Source organism: Pokkaliibacter plantistimulans, from assembly GCF_003194385.1.
GTDB lineage: Bacteria > Pseudomonadota > Gammaproteobacteria > Pseudomonadales > Balneatricaceae > Pokkaliibacter > Pokkaliibacter plantistimulans.
On sequence record NZ_LAPT01000047.1, the window covers coordinates 23,390 to 49,177 of the forward strand.

Annotated in this window: 20 protein-coding genes; 12 read left to right on the top strand and 8 right to left on the bottom strand. The window is 57.6% G+C overall.

Annotation, left to right across the window (positions count from 1 at the left end; all coding sequences use genetic code 11):
- Positions 1 to 29: 29 nt before the first annotated feature.
- The 7 genes from WH50_RS11000 (at position 30) to WH50_RS11030 (ending at position 10,259) form a co-directional block, all read left to right on the top strand.
- A complete protein-coding gene (locus WH50_RS11000) occupies positions 30 to 3,644 on the top strand; it encodes an AMP-binding protein (RefSeq protein ID WP_110187341.1) in 3,615 nt (1,204 codons plus the stop codon).
- A gap of 202 nt (positions 3,645 to 3,846) precedes the next feature.
- Entirely contained in the window at positions 3,847 to 4,719 is an 873-nt protein-coding gene (locus tag WH50_RS11005) for a 4'-phosphopantetheinyl transferase family protein (protein ID WP_133251304.1), read from the top strand.
- Positions 4,716 to 6,371, top strand: a complete 1,656-nt coding sequence (locus tag WH50_RS11010) for a cyclic peptide export ABC transporter (protein WP_110187343.1) — start codon at positions 4,716 to 4,718, stop codon at positions 6,369 to 6,371. The genes WH50_RS11005 and WH50_RS11010 overlap by 4 nt, the downstream gene beginning before the upstream one ends.
- Positions 6,371 to 8,008 (top strand): cyclic peptide export ABC transporter, encoded by a 1,638-nt coding sequence (locus WH50_RS11015; RefSeq protein WP_110187344.1) that lies wholly within the window; start codon positions 6,371 to 6,373, stop codon positions 8,006 to 8,008. Before WH50_RS11010 ends, WH50_RS11015 begins: the two co-directional genes overlap by 1 nt.
- Positions 8,005 to 8,766: a thioesterase II family protein gene (locus WH50_RS11020; protein ID WP_110187345.1), complete on the top strand. Its 762-nt coding sequence runs from the start codon at positions 8,005 to 8,007 to the stop codon at positions 8,764 to 8,766. The genes WH50_RS11015 and WH50_RS11020 overlap by 4 nt, the downstream gene beginning before the upstream one ends.
- 58 nt (positions 8,767 to 8,824) lie before the next feature.
- Positions 8,825 to 9,319: a CesT family type III secretion system chaperone gene (locus WH50_RS11025; protein WP_110187346.1), complete on the top strand. Its 495-nt coding sequence runs from the start codon at positions 8,825 to 8,827 to the stop codon at positions 9,317 to 9,319.
- A 1-nt stretch (position 9,320) separates the two neighbouring features.
- Positions 9,321 to 10,259, top strand: a complete 939-nt coding sequence (locus WH50_RS11030; RefSeq protein ID WP_110187347.1) for a M91 family zinc metallopeptidase — start codon at positions 9,321 to 9,323, stop codon at positions 10,257 to 10,259.
- Between the two features lie 97 nt (positions 10,260 to 10,356).
- Here WH50_RS11030 and WH50_RS11035 read toward each other — a convergent pair whose 3' ends face one another.
- Complete coding sequence (locus WH50_RS11035; protein ID WP_133251305.1) at positions 10,357 to 11,055, bottom strand: hypothetical protein; 699 nt, start codon at positions 11,053 to 11,055, stop codon at positions 10,357 to 10,359.
- 120 nt (positions 11,056 to 11,175) lie between these two features.
- A complete protein-coding gene (locus WH50_RS11040) occupies positions 11,176 to 12,342 on the bottom strand; it encodes a diaminopropionate ammonia-lyase (RefSeq protein WP_165838389.1) in 1,167 nt (388 codons plus the stop codon).
- Positions 12,343 to 12,634: 292 nt separating this feature from the next.
- Here WH50_RS11040 and WH50_RS11045 point away from each other — a divergent pair, with 292 nt between their 5' ends.
- Positions 12,635 to 13,792: a TAXI family TRAP transporter solute-binding subunit gene (locus WH50_RS11045; RefSeq protein WP_165838390.1), complete on the top strand. Its 1,158-nt coding sequence runs from the start codon at positions 12,635 to 12,637 to the stop codon at positions 13,790 to 13,792.
- A 30-nt stretch (positions 13,793 to 13,822) separates the two neighbouring features.
- On the opposite strand, the gene WH50_RS11050 is transcribed toward WH50_RS11045, so the two are convergent.
- From WH50_RS11050 to WH50_RS11070, 5 genes are all read right to left on the bottom strand, one after another.
- Entirely contained in the window at positions 13,823 to 14,287 is a 465-nt protein-coding gene (locus WH50_RS11050) for a DUF697 domain-containing protein (protein WP_110187350.1), read from the bottom strand.
- Positions 14,288 to 14,368: 81 nt separating this feature from the next.
- Positions 14,369 to 15,058 carry a GNAT family N-acetyltransferase gene (locus tag WH50_RS11055; RefSeq protein WP_110187351.1) on the bottom strand — a complete coding sequence of 230 codons (690 nt, stop codon included), beginning with the start codon at positions 15,056 to 15,058 and terminating at the stop codon, positions 14,369 to 14,371.
- 14 nt (positions 15,059 to 15,072) lie between these two features.
- Positions 15,073 to 16,083, bottom strand: a complete 1,011-nt coding sequence (locus WH50_RS11060) for an ABC transporter substrate-binding protein (protein ID WP_110187352.1) — start codon at positions 16,081 to 16,083, stop codon at positions 15,073 to 15,075.
- On the bottom strand, positions 16,077 to 18,059 hold the full coding sequence (locus WH50_RS11065; RefSeq protein ID WP_110187353.1) for an MFS transporter: 1,983 nt from the start codon (positions 18,057 to 18,059) through the stop codon (positions 16,077 to 16,079). Before WH50_RS11065 ends, WH50_RS11060 begins: the two co-directional genes overlap by 7 nt.
- The gene (locus tag WH50_RS11070; protein WP_110187354.1) at positions 18,056 to 18,799 is read right to left on the bottom strand and encodes a hypothetical protein; all 744 of its coding nucleotides are present in this window, start codon (positions 18,797 to 18,799) and stop codon (positions 18,056 to 18,058) included. The genes WH50_RS11065 and WH50_RS11070 overlap by 4 nt, the downstream gene beginning before the upstream one ends.
- 597 nt (positions 18,800 to 19,396) lie before the next feature.
- On the opposite strand from WH50_RS11070, the gene WH50_RS11075 reads away from it, so the two are divergent.
- From WH50_RS11075 to WH50_RS11085, 3 genes are all read left to right on the top strand, one after another.
- The gene (locus tag WH50_RS11075) at positions 19,397 to 19,999 is read left to right on the top strand and encodes a YcjF family protein (protein WP_110187355.1); all 603 of its coding nucleotides are present in this window, start codon (positions 19,397 to 19,399) and stop codon (positions 19,997 to 19,999) included.
- A 227-nt stretch (positions 20,000 to 20,226) separates the two neighbouring features.
- The gene (locus WH50_RS11080; RefSeq protein WP_104154672.1) at positions 20,227 to 20,424 is read left to right on the top strand and encodes a hypothetical protein; all 198 of its coding nucleotides are present in this window, start codon (positions 20,227 to 20,229) and stop codon (positions 20,422 to 20,424) included.
- Positions 20,425 to 20,511: 87 nt separating this feature from the next.
- Positions 20,512 to 21,918: a prohibitin family protein gene (locus tag WH50_RS11085; RefSeq protein WP_110187356.1), complete on the top strand. Its 1,407-nt coding sequence runs from the start codon at positions 20,512 to 20,514 to the stop codon at positions 21,916 to 21,918.
- A 206-nt stretch (positions 21,919 to 22,124) separates the two neighbouring features.
- On the opposite strand, the gene WH50_RS11090 is transcribed toward WH50_RS11085, so the two are convergent.
- On the bottom strand, positions 22,125 to 22,661 hold the full coding sequence (locus WH50_RS11090) for a YaeQ family protein (RefSeq protein ID WP_110187357.1): 537 nt from the start codon (positions 22,659 to 22,661) through the stop codon (positions 22,125 to 22,127).
- 467 nt (positions 22,662 to 23,128) lie between these two features.
- Between WH50_RS11090 and WH50_RS11095 the strand changes: the two genes are divergently transcribed.
- Positions 23,129 to 25,777, top strand: a complete 2,649-nt coding sequence (locus WH50_RS11095; protein WP_133251306.1) for a UvrD-helicase domain-containing protein — start codon at positions 23,129 to 23,131, stop codon at positions 25,775 to 25,777.
- Positions 25,778 to 25,788 lie beyond the last annotated feature (11 nt).

Below are 25,788 nucleotides of genomic sequence, written 5' to 3' on the forward strand. Positions count from 1 at the left end.
GTCCGGTACGAAGGCCAAAAGGATTACCGATGAAGATTGCTGATTTTCTGTTTGACGACCCCATAGCGCCTGCGCCGTTAACACCTGCGAGCTCGTCTCTGGAGTGGGCGGCGTCGTCGATCATCGACCGCTTCAGTACTATGGTGAAGCGCCATCCTGACCGTACTGCTGTCACCGATAGCAGTGCTCAGGTGAGTTATGCCGAGCTGGATCGTGAAGTCAGCCGTATTGCTGACTTTATCCTGCATCTGCCGCTGGCACCGGAAACCCCCGTTGGGGTAATGACCGGTCGCAGCTGGCGGTTCGTTGCCGCCGTACTGGGTATTCTGCGTGCCGGTTGTGCCTGGGTGCCGCTGGACCCGGGCGTACCCTTGCTGCGCCGTCAGCGTCAGATCGAGCAGGCAGAGATACCACTGGTTATTGCCGACAGTGCGCAGATAGCCGATCTGCATCAGCTGCAGTGGCGCTGTGTCAGCCTGCAGCACGTACTCTGTGTCGATAGCGAGGACATTGATGGCCTCAGCGAGGTACACGGGTCGCTGATGTCGACCGAACTTTGGGATCATCTGGCCGGTGACAGGGCTGACGATGTCGAGGCCGGAGGCTGGAAGAGTGCCTTTACCGGTCGCCCCATCAGTGAAGAGGCGATGGCGGCGTTTGGCCGTAATGCACATGACAAGGTGGCGACACTGCTGCAGCGGATGGGCATTGTCGCGGGTGAAGCGCGCATTCTGGAGATTGGCTGCGCCTCCGGTTTTACCATGCGCCATGTGGCTCCGCTGGCCGGTCAGTATGTGGCCAGTGACCTTTCACGACGCAATGTCGAACGGGTTGAAACAGTGGCCAAACAGCTGGGGCTGACCCAGGTGACGGGTAAGCAACTGGCTGCCCATGATATCGACATCTTTGCTGCGGGCTCCTTCGATATCGTCATCCTCAACAGCGTGGTAGAGAACTTCCCGGGCTTTGGCTATCTGCGCCAGGTGCTCAGCAAGGTGCAGGGGCTGCTGGCGCAGGGCGGGGCGATCTATCTCGGCAACCTGTGGAATCTGCAGCGGCGTGAGCAGTATCTGGCTGACCTGGCCCAGTTTGCCCGTGAGCATGTGGGTTCCGGTATGCAGACCCGACTTGATTTTATCGAGGATCTGTTTGTCCCCGCTGAGTTTGTTCAGGACTGGGCACAGGAACGCGGCCTGTGCTGCGAAGTCAGTGCCATTGATGCTCCCGGTTTTGACCCCGCACCCTATACCTTTGATGCGCTGCTGCTGCCTAATCATGGCCGGCAGGTCGTGAAGGAAAAAGCCAGCGTTCTGCATCGCTACCGCCATGACCGCCGCGCGCTGATCAGCACTACTGCCCCCGAACAGGGCTGGCCGGCGGTGAATGGTGAACATCTGGCCTATGTGCTGTTTACCAGCGGCACCACCGGTCAGCCCAAGGGCGTCATGATCAATCAGGGCTCCGTGGTCAGTCTGGCTCACGCGGTCAATACCACCCAGCTGAACTCTCCCTGGGACAGCGCCGATGCGCAGCCTGCCCGACAGGTGTCCTGCTGCGCACCGCTGGTGTTCGATGCCTCGGTGGTACAGATATTCTCCACGCTGCTTGGCGGCCACACCCTGCATCTGCCCGATGAAGAGAGTCGGCGTGAGCCTGAAGCCCTGCACCGCTTTATCGTCCAGCGCCAGCTGGACCTGATTGATGCCACACCGAGTATGTTTGGCCTGCTGCTGGATTACTGGGAGGCCACCGATAGCGGCCTGAGCCGTCGCCTGCACACCACAGGTCAGGGCATGGCACGGACCTTTATTCTCGGCGGCGAAGTGTTCGGCGCTGAGCTGGCCCGACGTTTCTATGGCTTTGAACATCATGCCGATGATCGTCTGATCAACGCCTATGGCCCGACCGAATGCTGTGTCTCGGCCTGTCAGCACATCATGACCGCACGCAACTGGCAGGAGACCCTGCCACCTCCCATCGGCGCCGCCATTCCGGGGGTCAGCATCCGCCTTTGTGATGACAGTGGGCGGGCGGTCCCGGTGGGCGTGGTGGGCGAAATCCAGATCGGAGGAGCCGGTGTCGGGCGTGGTTATCTGCATGATGATCAGCTCACGGCTGACCGCTTCCTGCGTGATGAGCTGGGTCAACACTGGTATCGCACCGGTGATCTGGGCCGCTGGCTGGGTAACGGCTTGCTGCATTACGTTGGTCGTGAGGACGGACAGGTCAAGGTACGCGGCAATCGCATTGAGCTGAGCGATATTGAAGCGGCGCTGCACAGCTATCCTTATGTGCGCCGGGCGGCGGTGGTAGCCAGAGCGCCGGAGTCACGCAACGGTCAGCAGGACAGCAGCGCCGACAGGACGCTGGTGGCCTATATCATTCCCCATGAAGGTTTTGATGCTGCAGCCTGCCGGACGTACCTCGACGGCTGCCTGCCCACCTACATGCTGCCTTCATGGCTGCTGACGGTGCAGGAGCTGCCGCTGACAGGGAACGACAAACTGGATCTGAGCAAACTGCCTTCTCCCTTTGACAGCGATATTCGTCAGGCGCAGGTGCAGCAGCCATTGACCACCGCGACCGAGAAGACGGTAGCAGTACTGATGGGCAAAGTACTGGAGCAGGTGATTGATGATGCGCAGGCCGACTTTTTCGCACTCGGTGGCCACAGTGTGCTGGCGGTGCGTTTTCTCGGCGCTCTCAAGCGTGAGTTTGATATTAAGTTGCCATTGGCTGACCTGTTTGTCTGTTCCAGTGTCGCGGCATTGGCACAGCGTATCGAACAGCGCCATCAGCAGGCCCATCGCCGTTCACCGCTGGTGGCAGTGAATGTGGAAGGCTCGCAGGTACCGCTGGTGTGTTTCCACCCGGTGGGCGGCAACGTGCTGTGCTATCAGGCATTAGCTGAAGAGCTCGGGCCTGATCAGCCGGTTTACATGGTGGAAGCGCAGGGGCTGGAAGAAGGGTTGCCGCCGTTGCCTAGCGTTGAAGATATGGTGGCCGCCTATCTGCCTGCTATTCGTGAGGCGCTGCCGCAAGGCCCCATCCGTCTGGCGGGCTGGAGCTTTGGTGGCTTGCTGGCAGTGGAAGCGGCCTATCGGCTGCGGCGTATGGGCGTGGATGTGCGCGAGCTGATGCTGTTCGACGCCATTGCCGTGCCGGACGGGGTCAGAACCCTGCTGCGCAAGGATGAGGCGGACTATCTGGCCGATCTGTTTGAGGAGCTGGGGCTGGTCGATGCGGAAACCCTGCGGCCACTGACACCGGAGCAGCGTCTTGACCTGCTGGTTGAGCGTGGCAAGGGCTCCAATATGCTGCCGGACAATGCCGATCGTGAATCCATGCGACGGCTGCTGGCGGTGTTCCAGAACAATGCGCTGGCGGCGGTACGTTATAAAGCACCGGCACTGGATGAGCTGGACATTCTGCTGGTCAAGCCGAAAGAGCTGACACGCATGTCGCCCCATCTGCCCGGTGATGACTACAACGGCTGGCGGCAGGTGACGCAGGGGCAGGTGCATCTGTGCTGGATGGAAGGCACCCACGGGCAGATGCTGGTGCGGCCCTTTATCAGCCAGCTGGCCGGACACGTGCGTGACTATTGCCAGATTCAGTATCGCAAGCGTGCCGCGGTGGCGTGAAGGTCAGCTTGCTGAGCCTGTTCACCGGGAATGTTCCAGCAGCGTGAGCCGCTGCTGGAGCGTGCTCACGCTCTGCTGCACCTCGGTGATACGGCGTTGCAAAAGCCTCCGGACGCTATGCTTTCTTACCGGTGGATTGTCTTCCCGCCTGTTTACCCATTCGTCATAGGCATTACCGCACAGTGACAATACGGAGTTTATTTTGACAACGGATTTGACTGTTTCAGCCCCCACACCCTTCGCTGACACTGCCCGGACTTTCACCCTGCTGCCGGGCACTGTCTGGCTGCTACTGGTGGATGTGGGCGAGGATGCTCAGCTGGACGCCGTGACTGACTGGCTGAAGGTATTGAGCGAGAGCGAATGTCAGCAGGTAGCACGCCTGAAACGCCCTGCGGACCGGCGCGCCAAGGCGGCTGCTCATGCGCTGAAGCGGCTGGCACTGGCTGCCATCCGGCAGTGCACACCTGAAGACCTGTATTTTTCAGCGTTACCCTCAGGTAAGCCCTGGCTGGTCGATGGACCGGCATTCAATCTCAGCCATACCCAGGGGCAGGTCGCACTGGCCATTGCCGCCGCAGGCATGGAGGTCGGTGTCGATATTGAGCACAGGCTGCGTCCCCGTGTGGATCGTGAGCTGGCCGTGACCGCCTTCGGCGAGCAGGTGGCGGCTACGCTGCCTGATGAGCTCAGTGAACACTTTGCCGAAGCATTCTTTCATCAGTGGACCTGCCGTGAGGCGGTGGCCAAGGCGGACGGGCAGGGGCTGGGCATCGGGCTTGAGCGCATCCAGCTGCATAGCGAAGGTCAGGCGCTTAGTGCTCAGGTCGATCAGCAGCAATGGCGGCTGTACTGTCAGGATGTGAGCCCCTGCCATCGTCTGGCGCTGGCCATCGCAGGCGTTGAAGAACGCGACGTGAACGTGGTGACCCTCAGTGCCCGGCAACTCAGTAACTGGTGTGATGATCTGCACTGGCTGTCCGGCGCCAATTTACATTCCTGCCAAAGCCGTTTAAAAACAATCCATTCTTCAGCCAACTCATTCTTTTGCCAAGGACGTCTGCCAGCCTTATGAAAGTGCTTGAATTACTGGCCACCCAGCAAGGGACGCCACGTATCCGTCTGCTCGGCAGTGCCTTTGTCGCCGGGGTCGGCAGTGTGGTGCTACTGGCACTGGTCAATATCGCTGCCGAGCATATCGCCCGCTCTGGCTATGATCAGGTTGACTGGCCGCTGGCGATTGCGTTTGCCTTGACTGCCGCTGCATTCTTTGGCGGTGAGTTTTATCTGGTGGCCCGATTGGGTGCGGATATGGAGACAGTGATCGACCAGTTCCGGGTGCGCTTGCTTAACCGCATTCGCCGGGCCGATTACGCCCAGATGGAGCGGGTAGGGCAAGAGAGGTTGTTTGAAAGTATTACCCAGACTACCCAGACCCTGTCGCAGAATACCCAGTATCTGGCGCAGGCCCTGCGCTCGGCCATTCTGACGGTATCTGTGTTGATCTACATTCTGTGGCTGTCACCGCTGGCATTTTGCATGGTGCTGGCCGTCACGCTGGTGGGGGGCTGGCTGTATGCCGGACTGGGCCAGCGTCTGATGGAGCGCTATCAGCACATGATGGTGGAAGAGGCCAAACTGTTTGAAGGCATCACCGGGTTGTTTGACGGCATCAAGGAAATTCGTCTGTCCAGCGCGCGCAGTGAGGATTTTGGCCGGGCGTTTACCGAAGTGACGGACCGCGCCACGGCTATCCGTACCGATGTACAGATTCATGGTTTTCAGCAGTTCATCTTCGGTCAGGTTGCCTTCTATACCCTGCTGGCCGTGGTGGTGTTTGTGGTGCCCACCTATGCCGATGACTTTCGCCATGAAGTCGTCAAGGTCACTACGGCTGTGCTGTTCATGATTGGCCCGGTGGGTGTGCTGATTCAGACCATGGCCATACTGGCGCAGTGCAATGCCGCGGCTGAACGTATGCTGGCGCTGGACCGTCAGCTGGGAGCGATGGCGGATGCGTCGGAGGTGGTGACGCCCCGGCCTCTGCCGCAGACATTCGATACCATTCATTTCAAGGGGCTGGAATACACCTACCCCGCACCGGAAGGTGAACAGCCTTTCGCTGTTGGCCCGATCCATCTGCAGCTGCGACGTGGTGAGATCGTGTTTGTCACCGGCGGTAATGGCTCCGGTAAGTCCACCTTCATGAAGCTGCTGACTGGCCTCTACACCCCGCACTTTGGCAAGATCAGTGTTGATGGTGAAGAGATCGGACCTTCGACGCTGAAGGCATGGCGCGGCATGTTTGCCACGGTATTTACCGACTTTCATCTGTTCCAGCGGCTGCACGGCGTGCCTGAGCTGGATTCCGCCGAAGCCCGGCAGCTGCTGCAATGGCTGGAAATCGACAAGGTAACCGCCATCGACGGCGATCATTTTGCTCATATCAATCTTTCCACCGGACAGCGCAAACGGCTGGCGTTACTGGTAGCCCTGCTGGAGAAGCGGCCCATTCTGGTGCTGGATGAATGGGCTGCCGATCAGGACCCGCATTTCCGTCGCTTTTTCTACTACGAGATTCTGCCTGAGCTGAAACGACGCGGACTGACGGTGATCGCCGTCACCCACGATGATCATTACTTTGATGCTGCCGACCGGCGCGTGCATCTGGAAGAGGGTCAACTGACCGAAATAAAGGCCACACGCCGTAGTGGGGAGGTGGTCTGATGCCGCTGTTACAGTTATTACGCCAGGAAGTGCGCGCCAATCCCCGTTATCTGCTGTTTCTGACCGTCGTTGCGGCGGTGTCCACCACGCTGCTGCTGGGCATTATCAACATGGCTTCATCGCTGGTGGCCTCCGGTGGCAGCAGCCTGCGACTGGCCTTTATGTTTCTGGTCACGGTAGCCTTGTTTGCGCTGTCGCAGCAGGCGGTGACGGCCATTGTTGCCCGTGAAGTGGAGGCGATGATTGATCGTATGCGGCTGGCGATGGTCAAAGACATTCGCCGCTCCGATATTCAGACGATTGACAGTATTGGGCGTGCGCCGCTGTATGCCGCTCTGACTCAGGATGCCCAGACCATTTCCCGCAGCCTGCCGTTGCTGGTGATCGGCTCGCAGCAGATGGCGATGCTGGTGTTTGTCTGTCTGTATCTGGCCTGGTTGTCGATGACCGCCTTTGTCATGGCGGCAGGCTTTACGCTGTTTGCCATCGGCCTGCATCTGCAGCGCATGACTGCACTGGGGCTGGCGACCCGCGAGGTGATGGCTCAGGAAGGTCAGCTGTTTGGCGGGCTCAGTGGTTTGTTGCGCGGGCTTAAAGAAGTGCGGCTGAATGAGCTGCGGGGCGAGCAGGTGGTCGGTGAGCTGGCGGCAGTATCGGCCCATGCCCGTGCTGCCAAGACTGCCATCAAGGCACGCTGGGCGGTGGAGTCGGCATTGATCCAGCTGGTGTTCTATCTGCTGGTGGGGCTGATGGTGTTTGTGGTGCCGATCTTCACCAGCGAATTTCACCAGAGTGTGGTGCAGGCGACCACGGCCGTACTGTTCCTGATTGGCCCTATCGGCATGATTGCTCAGGCCATTCCGGCAGTGGGCGATGCACAGCACTCATTACAGGAAATGCAGGGTTTACAGCAGCGCCTGCGGCAGGCACTGGCGGACGGTGTGGACGAATCTGCCGAGCCCCTGTCAGCACCGGTTCAGGACGTGGCACTGGAGGGGATTCGCTATCGTTACCCCAGTGAGCATGGCGACAGCGGTTTTGCTGTAGGCCCGCTCAATGCCCGTTTTCGCTGTGGGCAGATCACCTTTATTACAGGTGGCAATGGCTCGGGCAAATCCACCATGATGCGTCTGCTCACCGGCCTGATGCACCCGCAGCAGGGGGCGTTGCAGGTGAATGGCGAAGCATTGCGAGCGGAGCAGATGCAGGCCTGGCGCGATCAGATATCGGCAGTCTTCGCCGACTATTACCTGTTCCGCCGCTTGTATGGCGTGGCACCGGAAGCGCTGGCGCGGGCCGAGGCCTTGCTGCAGAAGCTGGAGATGGCCGACAAAGTGCATATCCGTGATGGTGCCTTCACCACCGTCGATCTGTCTGCCGGTCAGCGCAAGCGATTGGCACTGGTGGTCGCTGAGCTGGAAGATAAACCTGTGCTGATCCTTGATGAATGGGCCGCTGATCAGGATCCGCATTTCCGCAAGCTGTTCTATGAAGAGCTGCTGCCGTCCTTCAGGGCACGCGGCAAGATGGTGATCTGTGTCACTCACGATGATCGCTGGTTTGATCTGGCCGATCAGATTCTGGCCATGAATGAAGGCCAGTTCGAGCCCGGGTGTGCAGGGAGCCATCACGAATGATCAGCCATCACCGTGGCCCGTCGCCCTGGCTTACCTGCTTTCAGCCGGTTATCCGGCCACAGCGGCGTTTACTGTGTTTACCCTTTGCGGGCGGCGGTGCCGGCGTGTTTCGTAACTGGCAAAGCTATCTGCCAGCCGGGATGGAAATGCTGTGCGCCCAGCTGCCCGGGCGTGAGCGGCGCATCAGAGAGCAGCCCATTGCCGATGTGAACGTCATCGTCGATGCCTTGCTGGAGGCGATACTGGCACTGGAGCCAGTACCGCTGACGGTATTTGGTCACAGCATGGGAGCCTCCATTGGCCATGATCTGGTGTTGCGACTGCAGGCCGCCAGTTATCCCCTTGAGTGCTTTGCCGTCTCTGCCCGGCGTCCGCCATTTCTGCCCCCGCTCAAGTCACCCACTTACCTGTTGGCCGATGAGCCGTTTCGGCAGGAGCTGATTCGCATGGGCGGAACGGCTGCCGAGGTGCTGGCCCATGATGAAATGATGAAGTTGCTGCTGCCCATGCTGCGTGCTGACTTTGAGCTGGCGGAAACCTTCAGCCGTCCTTCAACATCACGATTTGACTGTCCGCTGTTGGCGCTGGCGGGCCGCTATGATCAGGAAGCCTTGCCGGAGGATGTAGCACGCTGGCAGGAACTGGCGGCAGGCGACTTCCGGATGCAGGTTATCGAGGCCGGGCATTTCTATGTGGCGGAGCGGGCTGAGGAGGTAGTAAAGCAAGTGGTATTGACACCCAATACCGTCACCTTGTAACGGTCAGGAACTTCCTCACGGCAAACCTCACCCAATCTTAGGACGAAGGGGAGGTGCCATGAAGCGACATAAAGACGCAATCAATCTATGGCTGGCGCGTTTTAGTGAAGGTACCAGGCTCGACGACAGACTGAACTGTTACCTGCAGAGCCGGTCGGGCCAGCAGGTAATGCTGACCTTGTCATCCGATCACCGTTATCTGTTGTTTTATTGCCCATTACTGTCACTGGAGGGTAAGCATTCATCGCTGCTGATGGAGGAGGCGCTGGCGTTAAATCTTTACCAGAGCATTGCCATCAAGGGGACGCTTGGCTTCGATGAGCAGAACCGGATGCTGGCCTACACCTTTGTATCTGACCTCGGTGACGACAGCGTACCGTCATCGGGCAGCGAGTTATGGGACAGACAGCTGACAGATGTAATGGACAATGCCGATATGCTGGCAGCCCGCTTTCAGCGGCTGCTGGAGATAGCGGATGCTGCTCCCGATAAGATGACTCAGCGAAACCCGTCCCAGCCGCCATTACTGAGTCTGAATTTCAGGGAGCCGTAACATGGTCACAACTCATCCCACCCAGTCTTCGGCTCATATTGCTACCACCTCGTCAGGCCAGATCACGGAGCCAGCCCGGCCGGTGCCGGATGTGGCTGCAACCCGTCCTTTTCCCGCCCAGTCAGCACCTTCAGCTACCGTAGCGCTCAAGCCTGTTGGTGATCCGTCGCGGCCACCCTTTGCGCCTACTCCTCAGCAGTTACGAGAGCAGCGAGAAGCGCTGCTGCCGATGCAGACAGTCAGGTCGCCTTTCTCCGGTAACATCGCCATCATCCGTGATGACAAGCACACCACCCATGCCAACGGAGCAGAGTTTGCCGATTTTGCTACCCAGACTCGCCAGCATCTGACGCAGCTTGCCGAAACCCGTGCAGGTCAGGCGTTGTTCAATGCTTTTGATGTCAAAGCTGACGGCAGCAAGATAGAGAATCCGGTGTTTATTCGCGATGCTGGCAGTCAGACGGGGTTACGGCAGGGTGAAAGCGCTTCCAGAATGCTGGCGACAGCCAGAGTTGAGGTGGAGGCGGGGCACAGAACCTATTTGCCCGCAGCGGGCGCCGTTTCGTTTGTTTCCCACCATACCGATTTATCGCTGCGCTGGGGCGATCCCCAGCAATTTCACCCTGAGCTTAATCTCAGCACGAAAAGGCTGGAGCGCAATCTGGGAATGAGTAATGCGCTGGCGCTGGGGCATGAACTGATTCACGCCGCCCATAGTCTGAATGGCCTGAAGGTCAGAGGGGAGAATGAAAAAGGTATTCCCTTTGAGGAAATCAACACCGTCGGACCGAGGTCAGGGCGGCGCGTATTTGAGCACATCCCCACAGAGAATGAACTTCGCAAGGGGATGCATCGAGAGGTTTACAACGATGCCACAGCCGTCGGCAATATAGATCCTCGCAAAACTTACGGAGGCCGTCGGCTTCCCGACAAGATTTAAACATAAGACCTGCAGCTCAGCTGGTGTTGCGGCGACAGGATGAGCCGCACCGGCACCGGCACCGGCACCGTGGCCGGTAGCGGTTAGCATTGATGTGTTACTGGCTATAGGATTCGTACTGGGCCACCTGCCTGAGCAGCTCGCCTTTGGGCGCGGCAGAGGACAGCCAGAGCTGCATGGGGACGTAGCTGTATTTGGGGCTGAAGTTGGTGATCAGATCGAGCTTACCATCGTGGTCGAGATCCCCGGCCCAGTAGATAGCAAAGGAAGGCTCGTCACAGCTGGGCTCCGGGTGCTGCTGCAGGTATTGTTTCACGTCGAATAACACCTGCTGGTGATTGCCTTCCTGCAGGACCACACGGCTGTCGCAGTCATCCTGCTGCTGTGCGGTCCGTTGCAGCTGGTAGTGGCGACCGGCGAGATCAAAGCCCAGAGTGTTATCGAGAAAGTTCATACCGGTCAGCAATTCGGTGACTGCGCCCGGATGTAACTGTGGAATATCAACCAGCATCAGTGAGGCGGGCGTGGTGCTGGTCAGAAAGTGCAGCTTTGCACCGTCCTGTTCACGTACTGTGTCGGTGAATGTGGCGGCTACCAGACTTACTTGCGCCTTGCTGTCATCAATCACCAGCCCTTCGGCGCTGGTACGCGGAGCCAGTGGTGACGCCAGCGAACCTTCATCCGGGGTGTCATTGAAGTAAATGATGGGCGCTGCGTTGACCGCGGTAGCGGTGCCACTCATGGCGCTGATCAGAACGGTGGTGAACAGTATGCGTTGCGGTGTTTTGACCATCATCAGATCCTTGTGACCGGCCAGATAAACGTCAGGCGGAAGAGCCGGAAAGTGTGCGCGCAGATGGATGTGCTGGCAATGGCATTAGTGTGCCGCCAGCAGCTAGGTACAAAGAGAGCCTCGTCAGATCACCTGACCGGGTTGCGGCCCCTCACTGCTGATCACTAAGACCCGGCTGTTTTCATTCAGTTCAAATGCCTGTTGGAGCAGTGGATTCTGCGCGGCCAGCCATAAGCCTGTCAGGCCTGCAACCCCTGTGTCACCGGAAAGGATGCGCGGGTCGCTGCCAATCCCTCTTGCCAGCGTGTGCTGTACCTGCAGTGAAAGCTCATCACTGACGGTCACCGCCCCCGAGGCGCAGCGGCGGAGAATCTGCCATGCTGGTTGCGATGGCAAACCACAGGACAATCCGATCATTCTTGTGCTCAGATCACCGGGCACCTGCATTATCTGGCCATGAGCCAGACTGGCAAACAGGCAGGCCGCGCGGGTGGGCTCGACGGTGATGACGTTGGGAGCATGGTCCAGTACATGCCAGAGCCCGGCAGCCACCGCGGCGGCCAGCCCACCAACGCCGCAATGGAGAAATACATGAGTGGGAGGCGTCAGGTGCAGGCTTTCTGCCATTTCCTGCGCGAGCACGCTGTAGCCTGCCATGATGGCCCGGGTCACCGGCAAGCCACCGTGGTAGTCGGTATCGGTGATCAGCAGGGTGTGGTGATCTTTTCTGGACCGCTGTTCGGCCAGTAATACGGCGTCATCGTAGGTGCCGGGAATGACTTCCACCACCGCGCCACAGTCGCGGATACGCTGGATACGCCCTTCATCGACTGCCTGTCCCAGCACGATATGGGCAGCGCAGCCAAACCGTTTCGCGGCCCATGCCAGTGCCAGCCCGTGATTACCATCGGTGGCGGCAATGGCAGTGTACGCCGCACAACGATCATGAGCCTGACCGTTAGCAATCAGCTCGGGTGGCAACAGCAGTGCTTCACCGAGCAGGGTCAGTAATCCATAGGGGGCACCCAGCGCTTTTACTCCGCCCTGGCCAAAGCGCTGTGATTCATCCTTCACCCATAGCTGGCCCAGCTGCAAGGTTGACGCCATGGCAGGCAGTGAATACAACGGGGTGGGGCGATAGTCCGGCCAGTGATGCATGGTAATGGCGGCGTGCTGCATGTCCTGCGTGGGTAATACCACATTGAGATCGTGGTCCCACACCGGGTTGACGGGGTCTTCCCTGGTGCGCAGCAAGGCATTGCCAGCAATTAACTGGAAAGGATGAGACATGGACGCATTTCCTCTGCACTGACGGATGATGGCTCTGCAGGGTAACTTAACAGGTTCTGGCGCAATTGGGTTGTCTTCTGACTGACACTGAGTTGGGCCATTGTCTATACTCGCGAGGGGCTGGGAGTCTGTACACGACATGCCACGCGTCAGCCACATAGTGTTGCCAGTCCCTGGCAGGTCCTGTTCCGAACCTGTTCTGAACAAGGTCGATGGTTTGCTATTACTGCTGCGGTGTATCAGCAGCAAGAGTCAGAGTGGGTTATTGGTGTTCTGGAGAGGAAAAGGAACCATGAGTCGACCAGCCTGGTGCGGTCTGAAGTTACAGTTACACTCGTTGTTGTCCCGCATGCTGCGGTGTGCCGGTCTTGTTATATTTTCCCAGATCAGTTGGGCGCAGGATGCGCCAGCGGCGCTACCCTACAGCCCTGATGCTATTCCGCTCAGCCAGTACCAGAGCGGTGATGCTGCGTCTTCAGCCGTGCCCGACCCCTTTGCCATCAGCACAGTACCGCAGGGGAAGGAATACTTTCTCGCCATCTACAGTGGCAGTACCTCCGGCGTTTATTACTACGTCGCCAGTGCCATCTGCGACACCCTCAGCATGACGTACCACCAGCATCATATCCGCTGTGTGGCATTGCGCTCTCAAGGCGTCGGCAGCAACCGTGACCTGATGACTCAGGGCCGGGCGCAGATGATCATCGTCCAGTCCGATACCAACTACTACGCCAGTAACGGTGAGAAGCCGATTCCCGGTGCCCGCTCAGTGATGTCCTTGCATAACGAAATGGGCGTGCTGGTGGTGAGCAAAAACTCGGATATTCATGGCGTCGCTGATCTGCGTGGCAAGCGCGTCAATCTGGGCCCGGAGGGCAGTGCCAGCCGTAATCAGGCACTGGAGCTGCTTACTGCTTATGGCCTCAAACCCGCTGATCTGGGCCGTGCTGACGCTGTCACTCAGGATGCCAACGCGCAGGGGTTATGCAGTGGCTACATCGATGCTTTCCCGGTGTGGATAGGTCATCCGGCTCAGGTGGTGGATGATGTGGCGCGATTCTGCGGGGCCAGACTGGTGGGAATGAACGGTGACGGCATGGAAAATCTGCTGCATCAGCACCAGTACTATTCTCACCAGACCTTACCGGCCAATCTTTACCCCGGTCAGGATCAACCCATTGAGTCTTATGGCTTCAAGGCATCGCTGGTCGCCTATGAGCCGGTCAAACCCTACATTGTCTACTGGCTGACGCGCTCGCTGATGGAACATCTCGATGTGCTGCGCGCTAAGACGCCTAATCTGTCGATGCTGAACGCCAGAGAAATGTTTGAGGTGGGTAACTTCCTGCCCTTCCACGAAGGCGCGGCCCGTTACTGGCGGGAAATTGGCTGGTTGCAGGATGGCGGTCCCAAAGGCCCACCCGATATTGATGAGTCTGCTGATCAGTAACCGCAGACGTCGGCGCTGTTAATCTCATCATCAGACGCTGGCGGCCTGATATTGCTGACGCAGTTCATCCAGATCCAGTGTCAGGTCAGGTTCTCCTGACTCGTAACTGATGATGATGCCCAGGCCAATCACCCGGGTAATCACCGAGGCGGCGAGTGTAGCAGTCGCAATACCGATAAGGTTGGCACCGGGGACCCACTTCAGCAGCGCCGAGGTGGTGAGATTGCCGACACCGGTCGGTGTGGCACCGCCGAGGACGGCGATCAGAACAGCGCGCATATCACGATAGCGAAACGGCAGCTCGTAGTGTTCGGCCAGCGCCTTGTGCATCTTCATCAGTAACACGCTGAGCGTGGCAATTTCCACCAGAGGCAAAGGGATGACGCAGCCTACGGCGGCATAGGAGGCGTAGCGCTCTACCAGCTCTTTGGCCTGTGCCAGACGAATGGCCTTGAAAGGGTTGTCATGCTCAAAGACAAGGTGTTGCTGATCCATTGCGCTCTCCTGAACGTCTGCATGATCCGGGTCCTGTCACGTGCCTGTCGGCATGGCTGCCAGAAAACAGGTGGCCATCATTTAAGCCCGCTTTGGCGGGGCAAACAATATATCAGTCTGATCATTATCAGCACGACGCAGCTGCCACCCCCAGCATCCCCGCTGTAATGCTACTGTCACGGCAACGGCATCCTGCACATCAGTCCATTGCCCGTCGTCATCAGCGGCGGTCACCGGCTGATTGAGATCCTTACGCAGCAGAAAGCGTTGCCCACCGAATTTCTGCCTGATCCCACGCACTTGCAGTTCACACTGCAGCAGATTGTTCAGACTGTAGAAGTTTCCCGGTGCTGCGGTGGACAGCAGCAGGGTGCGGCCAAAGTCCCGGGCCTTCACTTCACGATGACGAATCAGCAGGCGGTGCAGGCCAAGACCTCGCCAGTCTGGCGTTACTGCTGCACCATCGATATGCGCGACCTGACCGAGTTCGGACTCGCTTAAACCGTGATCTGTGCCAAAGTTGGGATCGTGCAGGCCGGGGAGGCCCAATACCCCATAAGCCACCAGACGGTCTGTCTGGTCGTCGGCGAAAATGCCATAAATCCGACCACAGCGGGCCAGATGGTCGGCGAAGTAGTCGTCGGTTTCCGCCGCAATCAGGCTCGGGTGCAGCAGGGCGCGCACTTCATGATGAAGGGTGATAATGGCCTGCAGGTGTGACAGGTTGAGTGTCTGGATGTGAGGTGGGGAGGATAAAGGCGCTCTGCTCATGGACTTCTCGGCAATTACTGCAGTACTTCGGCGTAGTCCAGCAGCAATACCGGCGGGTAGAGCTGCAGTCTGCGGGCGACAGGCATCTTGATCAGATAGCTGAAGCGGTTGAGGGTTTCGATCGGAATGTTTGCGGCTGACTGGCCTTCAAACAGTATTTTCTCGGCTTTGGATGCGGCCAGCCGACCGACCAGGTCATAGCGGCTGACCAGTCCGAACATGGCATCACCATCGCGAATTTCCAGCTCGGTGCCGGTAAAGCAGGGGATGCCGTGAGCCAGAGCTGCTGATGTCAGCTGCTGGCGGTAGGTGCCGACGAAGTTGTCGGGGCCAATGTAGATGACATTGGCCCCTTGCTCTGCCAGCTTGGCAACCAGCGAGGGTATGGAAGCCGGGTCTGGCGTACCGTCTGCCAGATTGGGTACCGGTGCCTGCAGCAACTGAATACCTGCGGCCTGGGTGGCCTTCTCCAGATCATTCACCGAGCTGACCGAGTTGGGCTCCGTCGGGGTAAACACCACCCCCAGCCGCTGTACCGGCATATAGACCGACATGGCCTTAAGCTGGGTTGCCAGCGGAGCGATGTGCGATGCACCGGTGATGTTGGCACGCTGCTGACCCTCGGGGGCGGCAATACCGGTCTTCCATGGTGCTGACACCATGGAGAACACTACCGGGATGTCATGCAGCTTGGCGGGGTCGTTCTCATCCCAGCGACCAACGGTACCCAGAGTGACACCTGTACCCCAGGTGTACACCAGATCCGGCGGATTCTGCCTGATCTGCTCAAGTACCGCAGGCAGTCGGCTGAGATCACGTTGCAGGTCAATTTCTTCAAACTGCGCCTGTCGCTGATGATCGTGAAAGTAGGTCTTGAAGCCCTGCTCAACGGGCGTTTCTCCACGCCAGAGCAGCATCACGATACGGGGGACTTTAGCTTCTGCGGCAGTCGCCGCGGTGACGACCGATGTGGCCGTAGTGAAGGCCGCCAGTAATAACAGTGTCAGCAGCTGTCGTCTCAGCATGGTGAGGTCTCCCGCCGGCCGGGTAACGCCATCAGCAGTGACAACAGGCAGCAACTCCAGGCAATGGCAGTGAAGATGGCGACGGCACCCTGTGCATCAAGATGGGCCGCCAGTGCGCCTGCCACAATGGGGCCGGTACCACCACCGAGGCGCTCCACCAGGCGCAGGGAACCGATCACCGGCCCCTGACCATGTTTTTCAATAGCACTGGCCGACAGGGTGATGGCTGAGCTGATCTGAGCTGGAATCGACAGGGCTTGACCTACACCAAGGCAGACAACACTTGCAATGGTTGTCAGGACGGAAGGGTGAAGTGTCAGTGACAGCATGCCGGCTGCTGTTAGCGCACTGCCGACGATCACCGCGTAAATGGGGCGCTCCAGACGGTCAGTGATACTGGCCAGAGCCGGTCCGGCCAGCAGGGCAACCAGACCATACAGCATCAGGATACGGCCGACATCGGCGACGGAAATGCCGGAGCTGATCAGAGTCAGAGGCACCAGATAGTAGAGAAAGCCACTAAGAAACAGCTTGGCGGGAATGGCCGAAAGAAACAGCAGTGCCAGAAAGTGGCGGTTGCGGAAGGTGTCACCAAACGCGGCAAAGGTAAGCTTGGGCGGTGCTTCCCGATGGTCGGCGACACCACTCATCAGGCGGGTAACCGCCAGAGCGGCCAGCAGTGACGCACAGGCACCGATCTGGAAGGTGGTGGCAGCACCGATATGGCTGACCAGAATGCCGCCAATGGCCGGGCCACAGATATCGGCCAGCATCAGACCGCTGAGCATCATCGCCGTGCCGCGGGCACGGTTCTGGCGGGTAGTGGACTCCAGCACGAAGCCCTGACAGGCAACGAAGGTGGTGCCATAGCCGATAGCCGATAGGGCACGCCAGAACACCAGATCCCAGTAGCTGTTGGCCAGTCCGGTGCCCAGCAGGCCGAGGGTCGCGAGGATGGCGCCTATCATATACAGCCGCAGTCTGCCGATGCGGTCATAGATCAGGCTGCCAACGGGTAGCACCACGGCTGCGATCATCATGTGCAGGGCCATGATGATACCGGCCCCGACGTTCACATCGAGGCCGGGAACAGTGGCCGCCAGATCAGCAAAATAAGAGGGCATGATGGGGCGTGCCAGCTCTTCGGCGAAGACGAACAGGAAGGTCAGCAGGCGTACGCCGACCAGATGATTTTCCCGGGTCAGTTGTGGTGTGACGGCTTTTGCACCGCGCCGGATGATGCCGTTGACGTTCTGCATCAGGCGACCCAGTGCATCGCGATTGAGATAGCCGTAGAGCAGGGTGAAGCGTTGCTCAGCGACGTCACCCAGCACCCGAATGGCTGTGCGGGTGGGCAGAGACAGATTCAGGGTCAGTACCAGCAGCATCAGCTCGAACGACAGCAGCAGGGCCACCAGTAATACGATGCCGATATCTTGCAGGTTATCCAGCAGTGGGCGTAACAAGGCCCGTTGCGGGTGACCCAGATAGAGCGTAGCTACCTGTTGCTCACCCAGCAGCAGGGGTTGGCTGGTCACCAGTACTGCCTGTCGTACCTGCTGATAGGCAGGCAGATCCAGATGCAGATGAGGGTGGCTGAGGGGGGCAGCCAAAACGTCAGTCGCGCTATTGGCACCGCTACCGGTCTTGTAAAGTACTTGTCCGGCAGGGTCTGTCCCGGTGGCTGGCGTACTGACCACCAGAAAATCCAGATCGGAATCGCTGGCCGCCAGCTGCTGGTATAGCTCATCGATACCGACCAGATGCTGAAGGGGAATACCAAGGCTGAGGGCTCGCTCAAGTTTGTCTTTGACGACGCGGGTCTCGGCATCGGCTTTCTGTGCCAGCAGCGGCAGCAGTGTCTGGCCGCTACTGAAAATGGCCACAGCGGAAATAAAGCTCAGGGCCAGCAATACGGTTACGCCGGTCAGCAGCAGTAAGCGGTTGACCGGATCAAGCAGCCAGCGCCGAATCATGCTGATTCTCCTTCTCTGAGCGGGCTGTTGTGTGGTTGTTGCAGGGCCCTGCGCAATGGCTCACGGGCCGCAACATAGGCCTTCAGCAAGGCCTCATCGCCACTGATGGCGTCGTCAGTAGTGAGGTTATCCAGAGCCTCCTGACGCTCCAGCTGACTGGCATCACTGTTCAGGGCATCAAGCAGCCGGTTGTGGCGCCGGAACAAACGTACGATGAAATACAGCGACGGCAGTGCCACCAGCATGGCGATCAGCCCTGCCCAGATCAGCGTCTGGCGCACAGAAGCGCGAGTGGCGGCAAAGACGTCATCATGCTGGGCTATGCTCAGGTATCCTGCACACGCGCCCAGGCTGTCGGTCAGTGCAGCAGTGACTGTGGCGCTGTTCTTATTGAAGTGTGTACCAACGGATGAAGGCGCTGCGGTCGCTGGCGTATCGCCGCTACTGGCAATCAGCTGTCGCTTGCAGTTGTAGACGGCCACATTGGCCAAATCGGGGTATTGGTTCACTGGACGCTGCAATATATCCTGCAGGTTTTCCAGTGCATTGAGCTGCAGGCCAAGATCAATACCGATCAGCAGATCACGTTTGATTTCGCTGGCGATGACATCAAGGCGCTGAGTGACCAGACGGTCATAGGCCTCTTCGTAACGCAGAATATTGAGCGTGGTGGTCAGAGTGATGGCCATGGCCAGAACCGCAATCAAGGCGGCCGCCACTTTGCCGGTAAGTCCGGTCATTGTCTGGCTCCGGGAGGACAGAATGCATACTGCACAAGTGCAACTGAACAGGGATATACCCGCTATTGGCTACGATTTATTAAATTGATGTCAATTTTTTATCGTAAAGTGCGTTTAAAGTAGCAGGGCTACCGGTATTCTTCCCGTGAAAACCCTGGTCGTGTAACGCGATGGGTAAAAATTGACGCTTTCCGGGTAGGATCACTCAGTAAAGGTTTTTTTTGATTTGTATTCAGAGGTTTGACGCCTGCACATGGGGCGCCTATCTTTAGCTTACTTTTGCTTACACTCTGATCAGGCGGGGTAGTTTTTGCGTGATTCATGGTGTCTGCTAATGGGGATTGCTCACAGGTGGTATCGACGGTTTTCTCTGCAAGGAGAGAGCGGGTCGAAGAGAGGCATGAGGTTAAGACACACGTTGTCGTCGTAACGTCATGATCAGTCTCCTCAATAGGAAGAAGTAAAAGCCGAAGGCGGGTGATGAAAGATGCTTGGTGACCGTGAATCGAGTAACCCAGCGCCAACGGCTATTTGACAATGACAGCCATCAGGTGGACGGCTTAGCTGATCCACTTTTGCTAATTCAAGGAGAACACCATGGTCAGCAAGACAGACACTCCCCAGGACAAACCCACACCCCAGGACAAACCCACACCCGAAGTGGAAGCAGCCGCTGCTGAAACGACAGTGGAGCCTGAGGTTCAGGAGGCTGTCATCAGCCTGGATCTTGATGCCCAGGCACGCAAGATCATTCGCCACAACTGCTATTGGTCCATGGGCGCCGGGCTAATTCCCTTTATTTTCGTAGACACTGCCGCGCTGATCGCTGTTCAGCTGAAAATGCTGAAAGAACTGGGCGATCTGTACGGCGTGCCGTTCAAGGCCAACGCAGGCAAATCTGCCGTGACTTCATTGCTGGCAGGCGCAGGTTCTGGCTATCTGGGTTACAAGACGGTCACTTCAGGTGTGGTGCGCCGTCTGGTGCGCAAGACGCCTGTGATCGGCACTGCGATCACGCTGGCCACCATGCCCGCTTTTGATTCTGCCTTTACTTATGCTGTGGGTAAGGTTTTCCATCGTCATTTCGCTTCAGGCGGTGATTTCCTGAGCTTCAATGCCAAGAAAGTACAGTCTGAAGTCAACGAGACGATTGAAGAAGTGAAAGCCAAGGGTGTCGATGCGGCTCAGGCTGCTGCCTGATCCCTTTAGATCGTGAACACGTTCTTGTGGTGACAGCAGGCTGGTACGCGGTAGCGTGCCAGCCTGTCATTGTCAGTACATCGATCCAACAGACAGAAAGGTGCATCCGCTGCTCAGTCTGAACGTGTTTGCCGGATAGATTCTCCATCTTCATTCACATATAACGTGTCTTCCACACACGTTGTTAATACAGAGTGCAGATTCAGTCACTGCCTTGAGGGACACCGATGCCGATTATCATGGCCATTCTTTATCTGACCGCCTGCGCCATTTGCGGTTTGATGGGGCGCAGGACTGCCTTTGGCTTTCTCGGTCATTTCCTTCTGTCTCTCGTTATCACCCCAGTAGGTGACTTCCTGGTGCAGATCGTCAGTCGTCCTTCACGTGAGCTTCGTCAGAAGCTTGATAAGTTGGATCTGGATTAAACGCCGGTCGTGGCGTAGTAGCAGCCCAGTCAGTATGGCTGCGAGCAGATCATCAGTAACAGGGAAGCGGGACAACACAGGCGGACCATGACGGAAACCAATCTTTCTCAGCAACAGCCTTCGCAAACGGGTGGTTCCCGTTGGCAACGTTTTTCTGCCTGGCGCGAGGAGCGGGCGCTTCGTATCGGTAAATGGCTGAAGCGACACTCGATGCCAATCTATATCAGCATGCTGATGTTTGTGCTGAGCCTGATCATTCTCGCCCCCAATATCTTTATCAACGTACCGGCTGGCCATGCTGGCGTGCTGTGGCTGCGCTTCTTTGGCGGTACCGTTACCGATCACTACTACGGCGAAGGTCTGCATATGATCTTCCCGTGGGATGAAATGTATATCTATGACACCCGCCTGCAGAACAGTGCGCGGGTGTACGACACCATCTCATCCAATGGTCTGAGCATGCAGGTGGAGATTGCCGTGCGCTATCGCGTCAACAAGGACGCGCTGGGCATGCTGCATAAGCTGGTGGGCCCGGATTATCCCGAAATTCTGGTGTATCCGGAGATTGGCTCCCATGCACGGGAACTGATTTCCCGCTATACCCCTGAACAGCTTTACACCGAAACCCGTGCTTTCATTCAGGCGCAGATTCTGCAACGCATGGTGACGCAGCTGGGCAACTCCCTGATCAATCAGAGTTCCCATGGCCGACTGGTCAATGTGGAAGACGTGCTGATTCGTTCAGTAAAGCTGCCTGACAAGGTCGCTCAGGCCATCGAGCGTAAGGCTGAGCAGTATCAGGCCATGCTTGAATACGATTTCCGTATTGCCCGCGAGAAAAAGGAAAAGGATCGCAAGATCATCGAGGCGGAAGGTATTCGCGCCTTCCAGGACATCGTGGCAAAAACCATTACACCTGAGTATCTGCGCCTGCGCGGTATTGATGCCACCATGGCACTGGCGACTTCGCAGAACAGCAAGATGATCATTATTGGCGGCAAAGATGGCCTGCCGGTGATTCTCAATACCGGGGATGTCGCACCGTCTTCTGCCGCTGTGCATGCAGACAATGCCGGGCTGAGCCCTTCGCTGGACATCAATTCACCCAATGCAAAAATGCAGGATGTGACACCGCCCAATGCAGCGATTCCCAGTGCCAATACCAATCCGGGTGCGGGTAAGACGCCAGCGGCGGCACCCCTGACCGGGGCCAGTACCAATGGCTTCCCCAGCTCAGCGGAGATGCGGGGGCGGTTATTTTCGACTGATGCCGTAACAGACCAGCAGTCTGTCCTGCCGGAAGGCAGTGGTACACCTGTGACTCACGAACAGGCTGCGGTGGTGGATGGCCTTGCCGCTCAGCAATCGGCGGGGGCTGCCATGATGTTACAGCAAGCCGCCCGACAGCAGCAGATGAGCAGTCAGCAGGCGATGCAACGGCAACTGTTGCGACAGGCTCAGCAGGGTAGCGGGCAGCCAGCAATGGCGAAATAAAACGCTGATGTACTCAGGGTATTGTGTTGTATGACAGGAGAGGCAGGCCTCAGCGTGCCTCTCCTGTCATCCTGAAGTGTGATGACTATCCAACCTGCATCTGCACAGGGCGTGGGCAAACATCAGGAGCACATGACTGATGTGCGGTTAGTCGAGTCGCGCCTGTGAAAGCCCACTCCAGTCTGGTCTGGGCGACCGGAAAACCCTTATTTCAAACGTTCCAGATCAACCTGAATACTGCTGTCGCTGCTGTTCATCCACACCTGCCCATCCTGAATCATGCATTGCCAGTCCATGGTGCGTGCGGTCTGCCCAGCCAGTAATTGCGTCGCTTCTTCTGGCAGGTTGTAGACTTCTATATTGTCAAAACGTTGCAGCTTGTCTTCGATCCCTTTCCACCACAACCCTGCATTGCGGCCACCATAGCAGTACACCACCACGCGGCGTGCGCGGCTGCTGGCTTTGCGCAGACGACGCTCGTCCGGCAGCCCCACTTCAATCCAGGTCTCGATGTCGCCAGTCAGTTGCTTTTGCCAGAGATCGGGCTCTTCGTCATTGCTCAGGCCCTTGCAAAACTCCAGCTGTTCATCGGCTCGTAGGGCAAACGCCAGCAACCGCACCATCATGCGTTCATCGGTCTCTGAAGGATGACGTGCCAGAGTCAGCGAATAGGACTGGTAGTGGTGACGGTCCATATCACTGACGTTGAGTTCGGATTTGAAGACGGTTGCCTTGAGGGCCATGAAGCTTACCTGTTCACTGCATAGACATGGGGCACAGAGTTTCCGTTGAGCGGCAGGGCGAATGCAAGCATGAGGTGAGCAAGACGGCTAAAGAAACCTATTGCGCTCAGCGATATGCAGGCACAAAAAGTTATATTTTTGCTGTATATTTTTCCAGTCCTGTCATGGCTATTCCGATGTAACTTGGTTATCGTGCCCAGGCAGTCTGTAGTGTTGTGAGAGCGTGTGACGATCAGGCCCATCAGGGCAGATCGAGGCTGTGTGGCTGATGCGCAGCGTATTGAGCGCACGTTTTCACAAAAATTTTAAGAGCGAGTACACGATCTTCTGCGTGCTGGCCTCACGGCGTTGGAGAGAGCTTCGGAATGCCGGTTTGCTATCAGCAAAGTGCACTTCCTCAGTGCTTTCCGCCATGTTTGGCTATGGTTCGCGAGAGTATGTACAGGTTCTAAGAAAAGGAAATTCCCTTGCCCACGTTACCGCTTAACTGGCTAAACCGCTGCTACATGCGTACCAGAGCGTTGACCCTTCATGAAACTGGCCTGGAGGCTGGACGTAAATTATTGCCCATCCCTGAAGTGGACCAGCGCGTCCGCCTTGAACGTGGCTGGGTTTTCCACCGCCTGCACTGGGGCGATTTTCGTCTGCGACTGTTTCGTCAGTCCGGTCTGGATGACTGGGGGCAATGGCTGCAGGAGGCTCATCAGGTCTATTGCCAGGCGCAACTGAAGGGTATCCATCAGCAGATGCTGGAAATGGCTGAGCAGTTCGAGCTGCAAATGGCCGGGCGTCAGCGTTACTGGCGTCACAGCCAGATAGAAGACTGGCTGCCGCATTTTGCCGAGATTGCTCCCTATTTTCAGTTGCTGGACCGTTTTGAAGATCTGCAACTGAAAGTCACCGATGCGATGCGCGCGCTGGCCAGGTTACTGGCAGACCCGGAAGGCTGTCGGCACACCTTCAACCAGATGCTGATGGAACAGCAGCAAGCCCGTTTCAAGACCTTCTTTGATCAGCTGGAAGCACATCCTCTGACTCAGGACCAGCGTCTGGCATGCCTGACAGATGAGGATAATGTTCTGGTTCTGGCGGGGGCGGGAACCGGCAAAACCAGTACCCTGTGTGCCAAGGCTGCGTGGCTGGTGGAGGCAGGGCTGGCGCAGCCAGAAGAGATTCTTATCCTGGCGTACGGCAAGGATGCCAGCCTGGAGTTGACGCAGCGTCTGGCAGCCTATACCGAACGCCAGCGGTCGTTACGCTCTGCTAATCCCTCACTGTCCACCAAGCCGTTGCTCGCCACTGAACCGGCTGCAGCCGACAATATGTACATGGATAAGGCCCCGGATGCGGCAAAAAGTGCTGCGCTGGACAAGATCAAGGTGTCTACCTTCCATGCCTTTGGCAAGGAGCTGATGGATGCCATCCCCGGTCAGAAGGCGACGGTAAGTCCACTGGCGACTGATGCACGTGCCATGCGTCGCTTTGTCGATGACTGGTTGCAAAGTCAGTTTGCCGAGCTGAAATCAGCCAAGCATCTGGTCATTTACGCCGCTTATTATCTGTATCCATTGCAGTCTGAAGCATGCTTCACCGGCTTCCCAGCCTATCAGCGCTACGTGCGTGAGCAGGAAGTACGCACGCTGGCCGGGGAGCGGGTAAAAAGTTATGGCGAGCTGGAGATTGCCAACACCCTGTTTCTGCTGGGTATCGAATACCAGTATGAGCCAGGGTATCCCCACACCCACGAGGTGCTGAACAAGCCTTACCGACCTGACTTCTATCTGCCCCAGCTGGATATCTATCTCGAACATGTTGGGGAGAGTGACGAGCAGTCAAAAGACGCAGAAAGTCGCCTGTACCGACAGGAGCTGGAGTGGAAGCGTGAAGTTCATGCCGCTTGTGGCACTACGCTGATCTGTACCTACAGTCATGAGGCACAGGAAGGGCTGGCGGCGTTGCTGGAAGCACGGCTCAAGGCAGCCTGTCGAACGCAAAAGCGCCCATGGAAGGAGCTTATCCAGCCGCGGGGACCGCAGACCGTATTGGAGCAGCTGCAACGTCAGGGGCAAATAGGGCGCTTGTCCCAGCTGCTGGCAGACTGTCTCAGTCGCTTCAAGGAAAGCCGGTTGAGTCTTAAGGACATGCAGCAAAGTGGTGATCTGAGTCTGGAGGGGCGACGCCTGGCAGCCTTTGCTGTGTTGCTCGAAGGGCTGGTGAAGCATTATCAGCAGTATCTCAGGCTCGCTGGGCAAATGGATTTCAGCGACATGATCCGGGTGGCCTGGAAGTCGCTGGCCAAAGATAACTTTCATAGCAAAACGCAGCACCGTTTCCGTTACCGCTATCTGCTGGTAGACGAGTTTCAGGATATCTCCCCGCAAAGAGCCGAACTGCTCAAGGCGCTGAAAGCGGCAGATCCATCGACCAGCCTGTTTGCCGTGGGTGACGACTGGCAGGCCATTTACCGGTTCAACGGCGGAGATGTGCGGCTGACCTTCAATTTTGCCGAACATTTTGGTCATACCGCGCAGGTCGTGCTAGGTACCACCTTCCGTTTCAACAACCGTATTGCGGCAGTGGCCAACCGTTTCGTCCAGAGTAACCCGGCGCAGTTGCCGAAAACCCTGCAAAGTCTGACCTCCAGCAACCGTGCCGAGATCGTCCTGCTGGCAGGGCAGAAAGAGGAAGTCATCGGGCAGGCACTGGCGGCAATACAGCAGGAGAATCAGCAAACAGAAAAATCCGTGTCAGTCATGCTATTGGCGAGGATGAATCGCAGTGAACCTGATGTGAGCGAATGGGCCGACAGCTATCCGGGTTTGCGTCTGGAGTTTATGACGGCACATAAAGCCAAAGGCTGCGAGGCAGACTACGTCATCTTGCTGGATGTGGTGCAGGGGGAAACAGGCTTTCCTTCCAATAAACCCCACGATCCCCTGATTGACTGCTTTCTGGCTGACAAGGAAGAGTTTGCGGATGCGGAGGAGCGACGGCTGTTCTATGTGGCACTGACGCGCGCACGACGCCGGGTGTTTATTCATACGCAGCGTGGTGAGGAATCGGTCTTTGTCAAAGAGCTGCAGCGCTACAAGAAAGAAGTGCTGAACTGGGTTTGATCAGCGGCCCT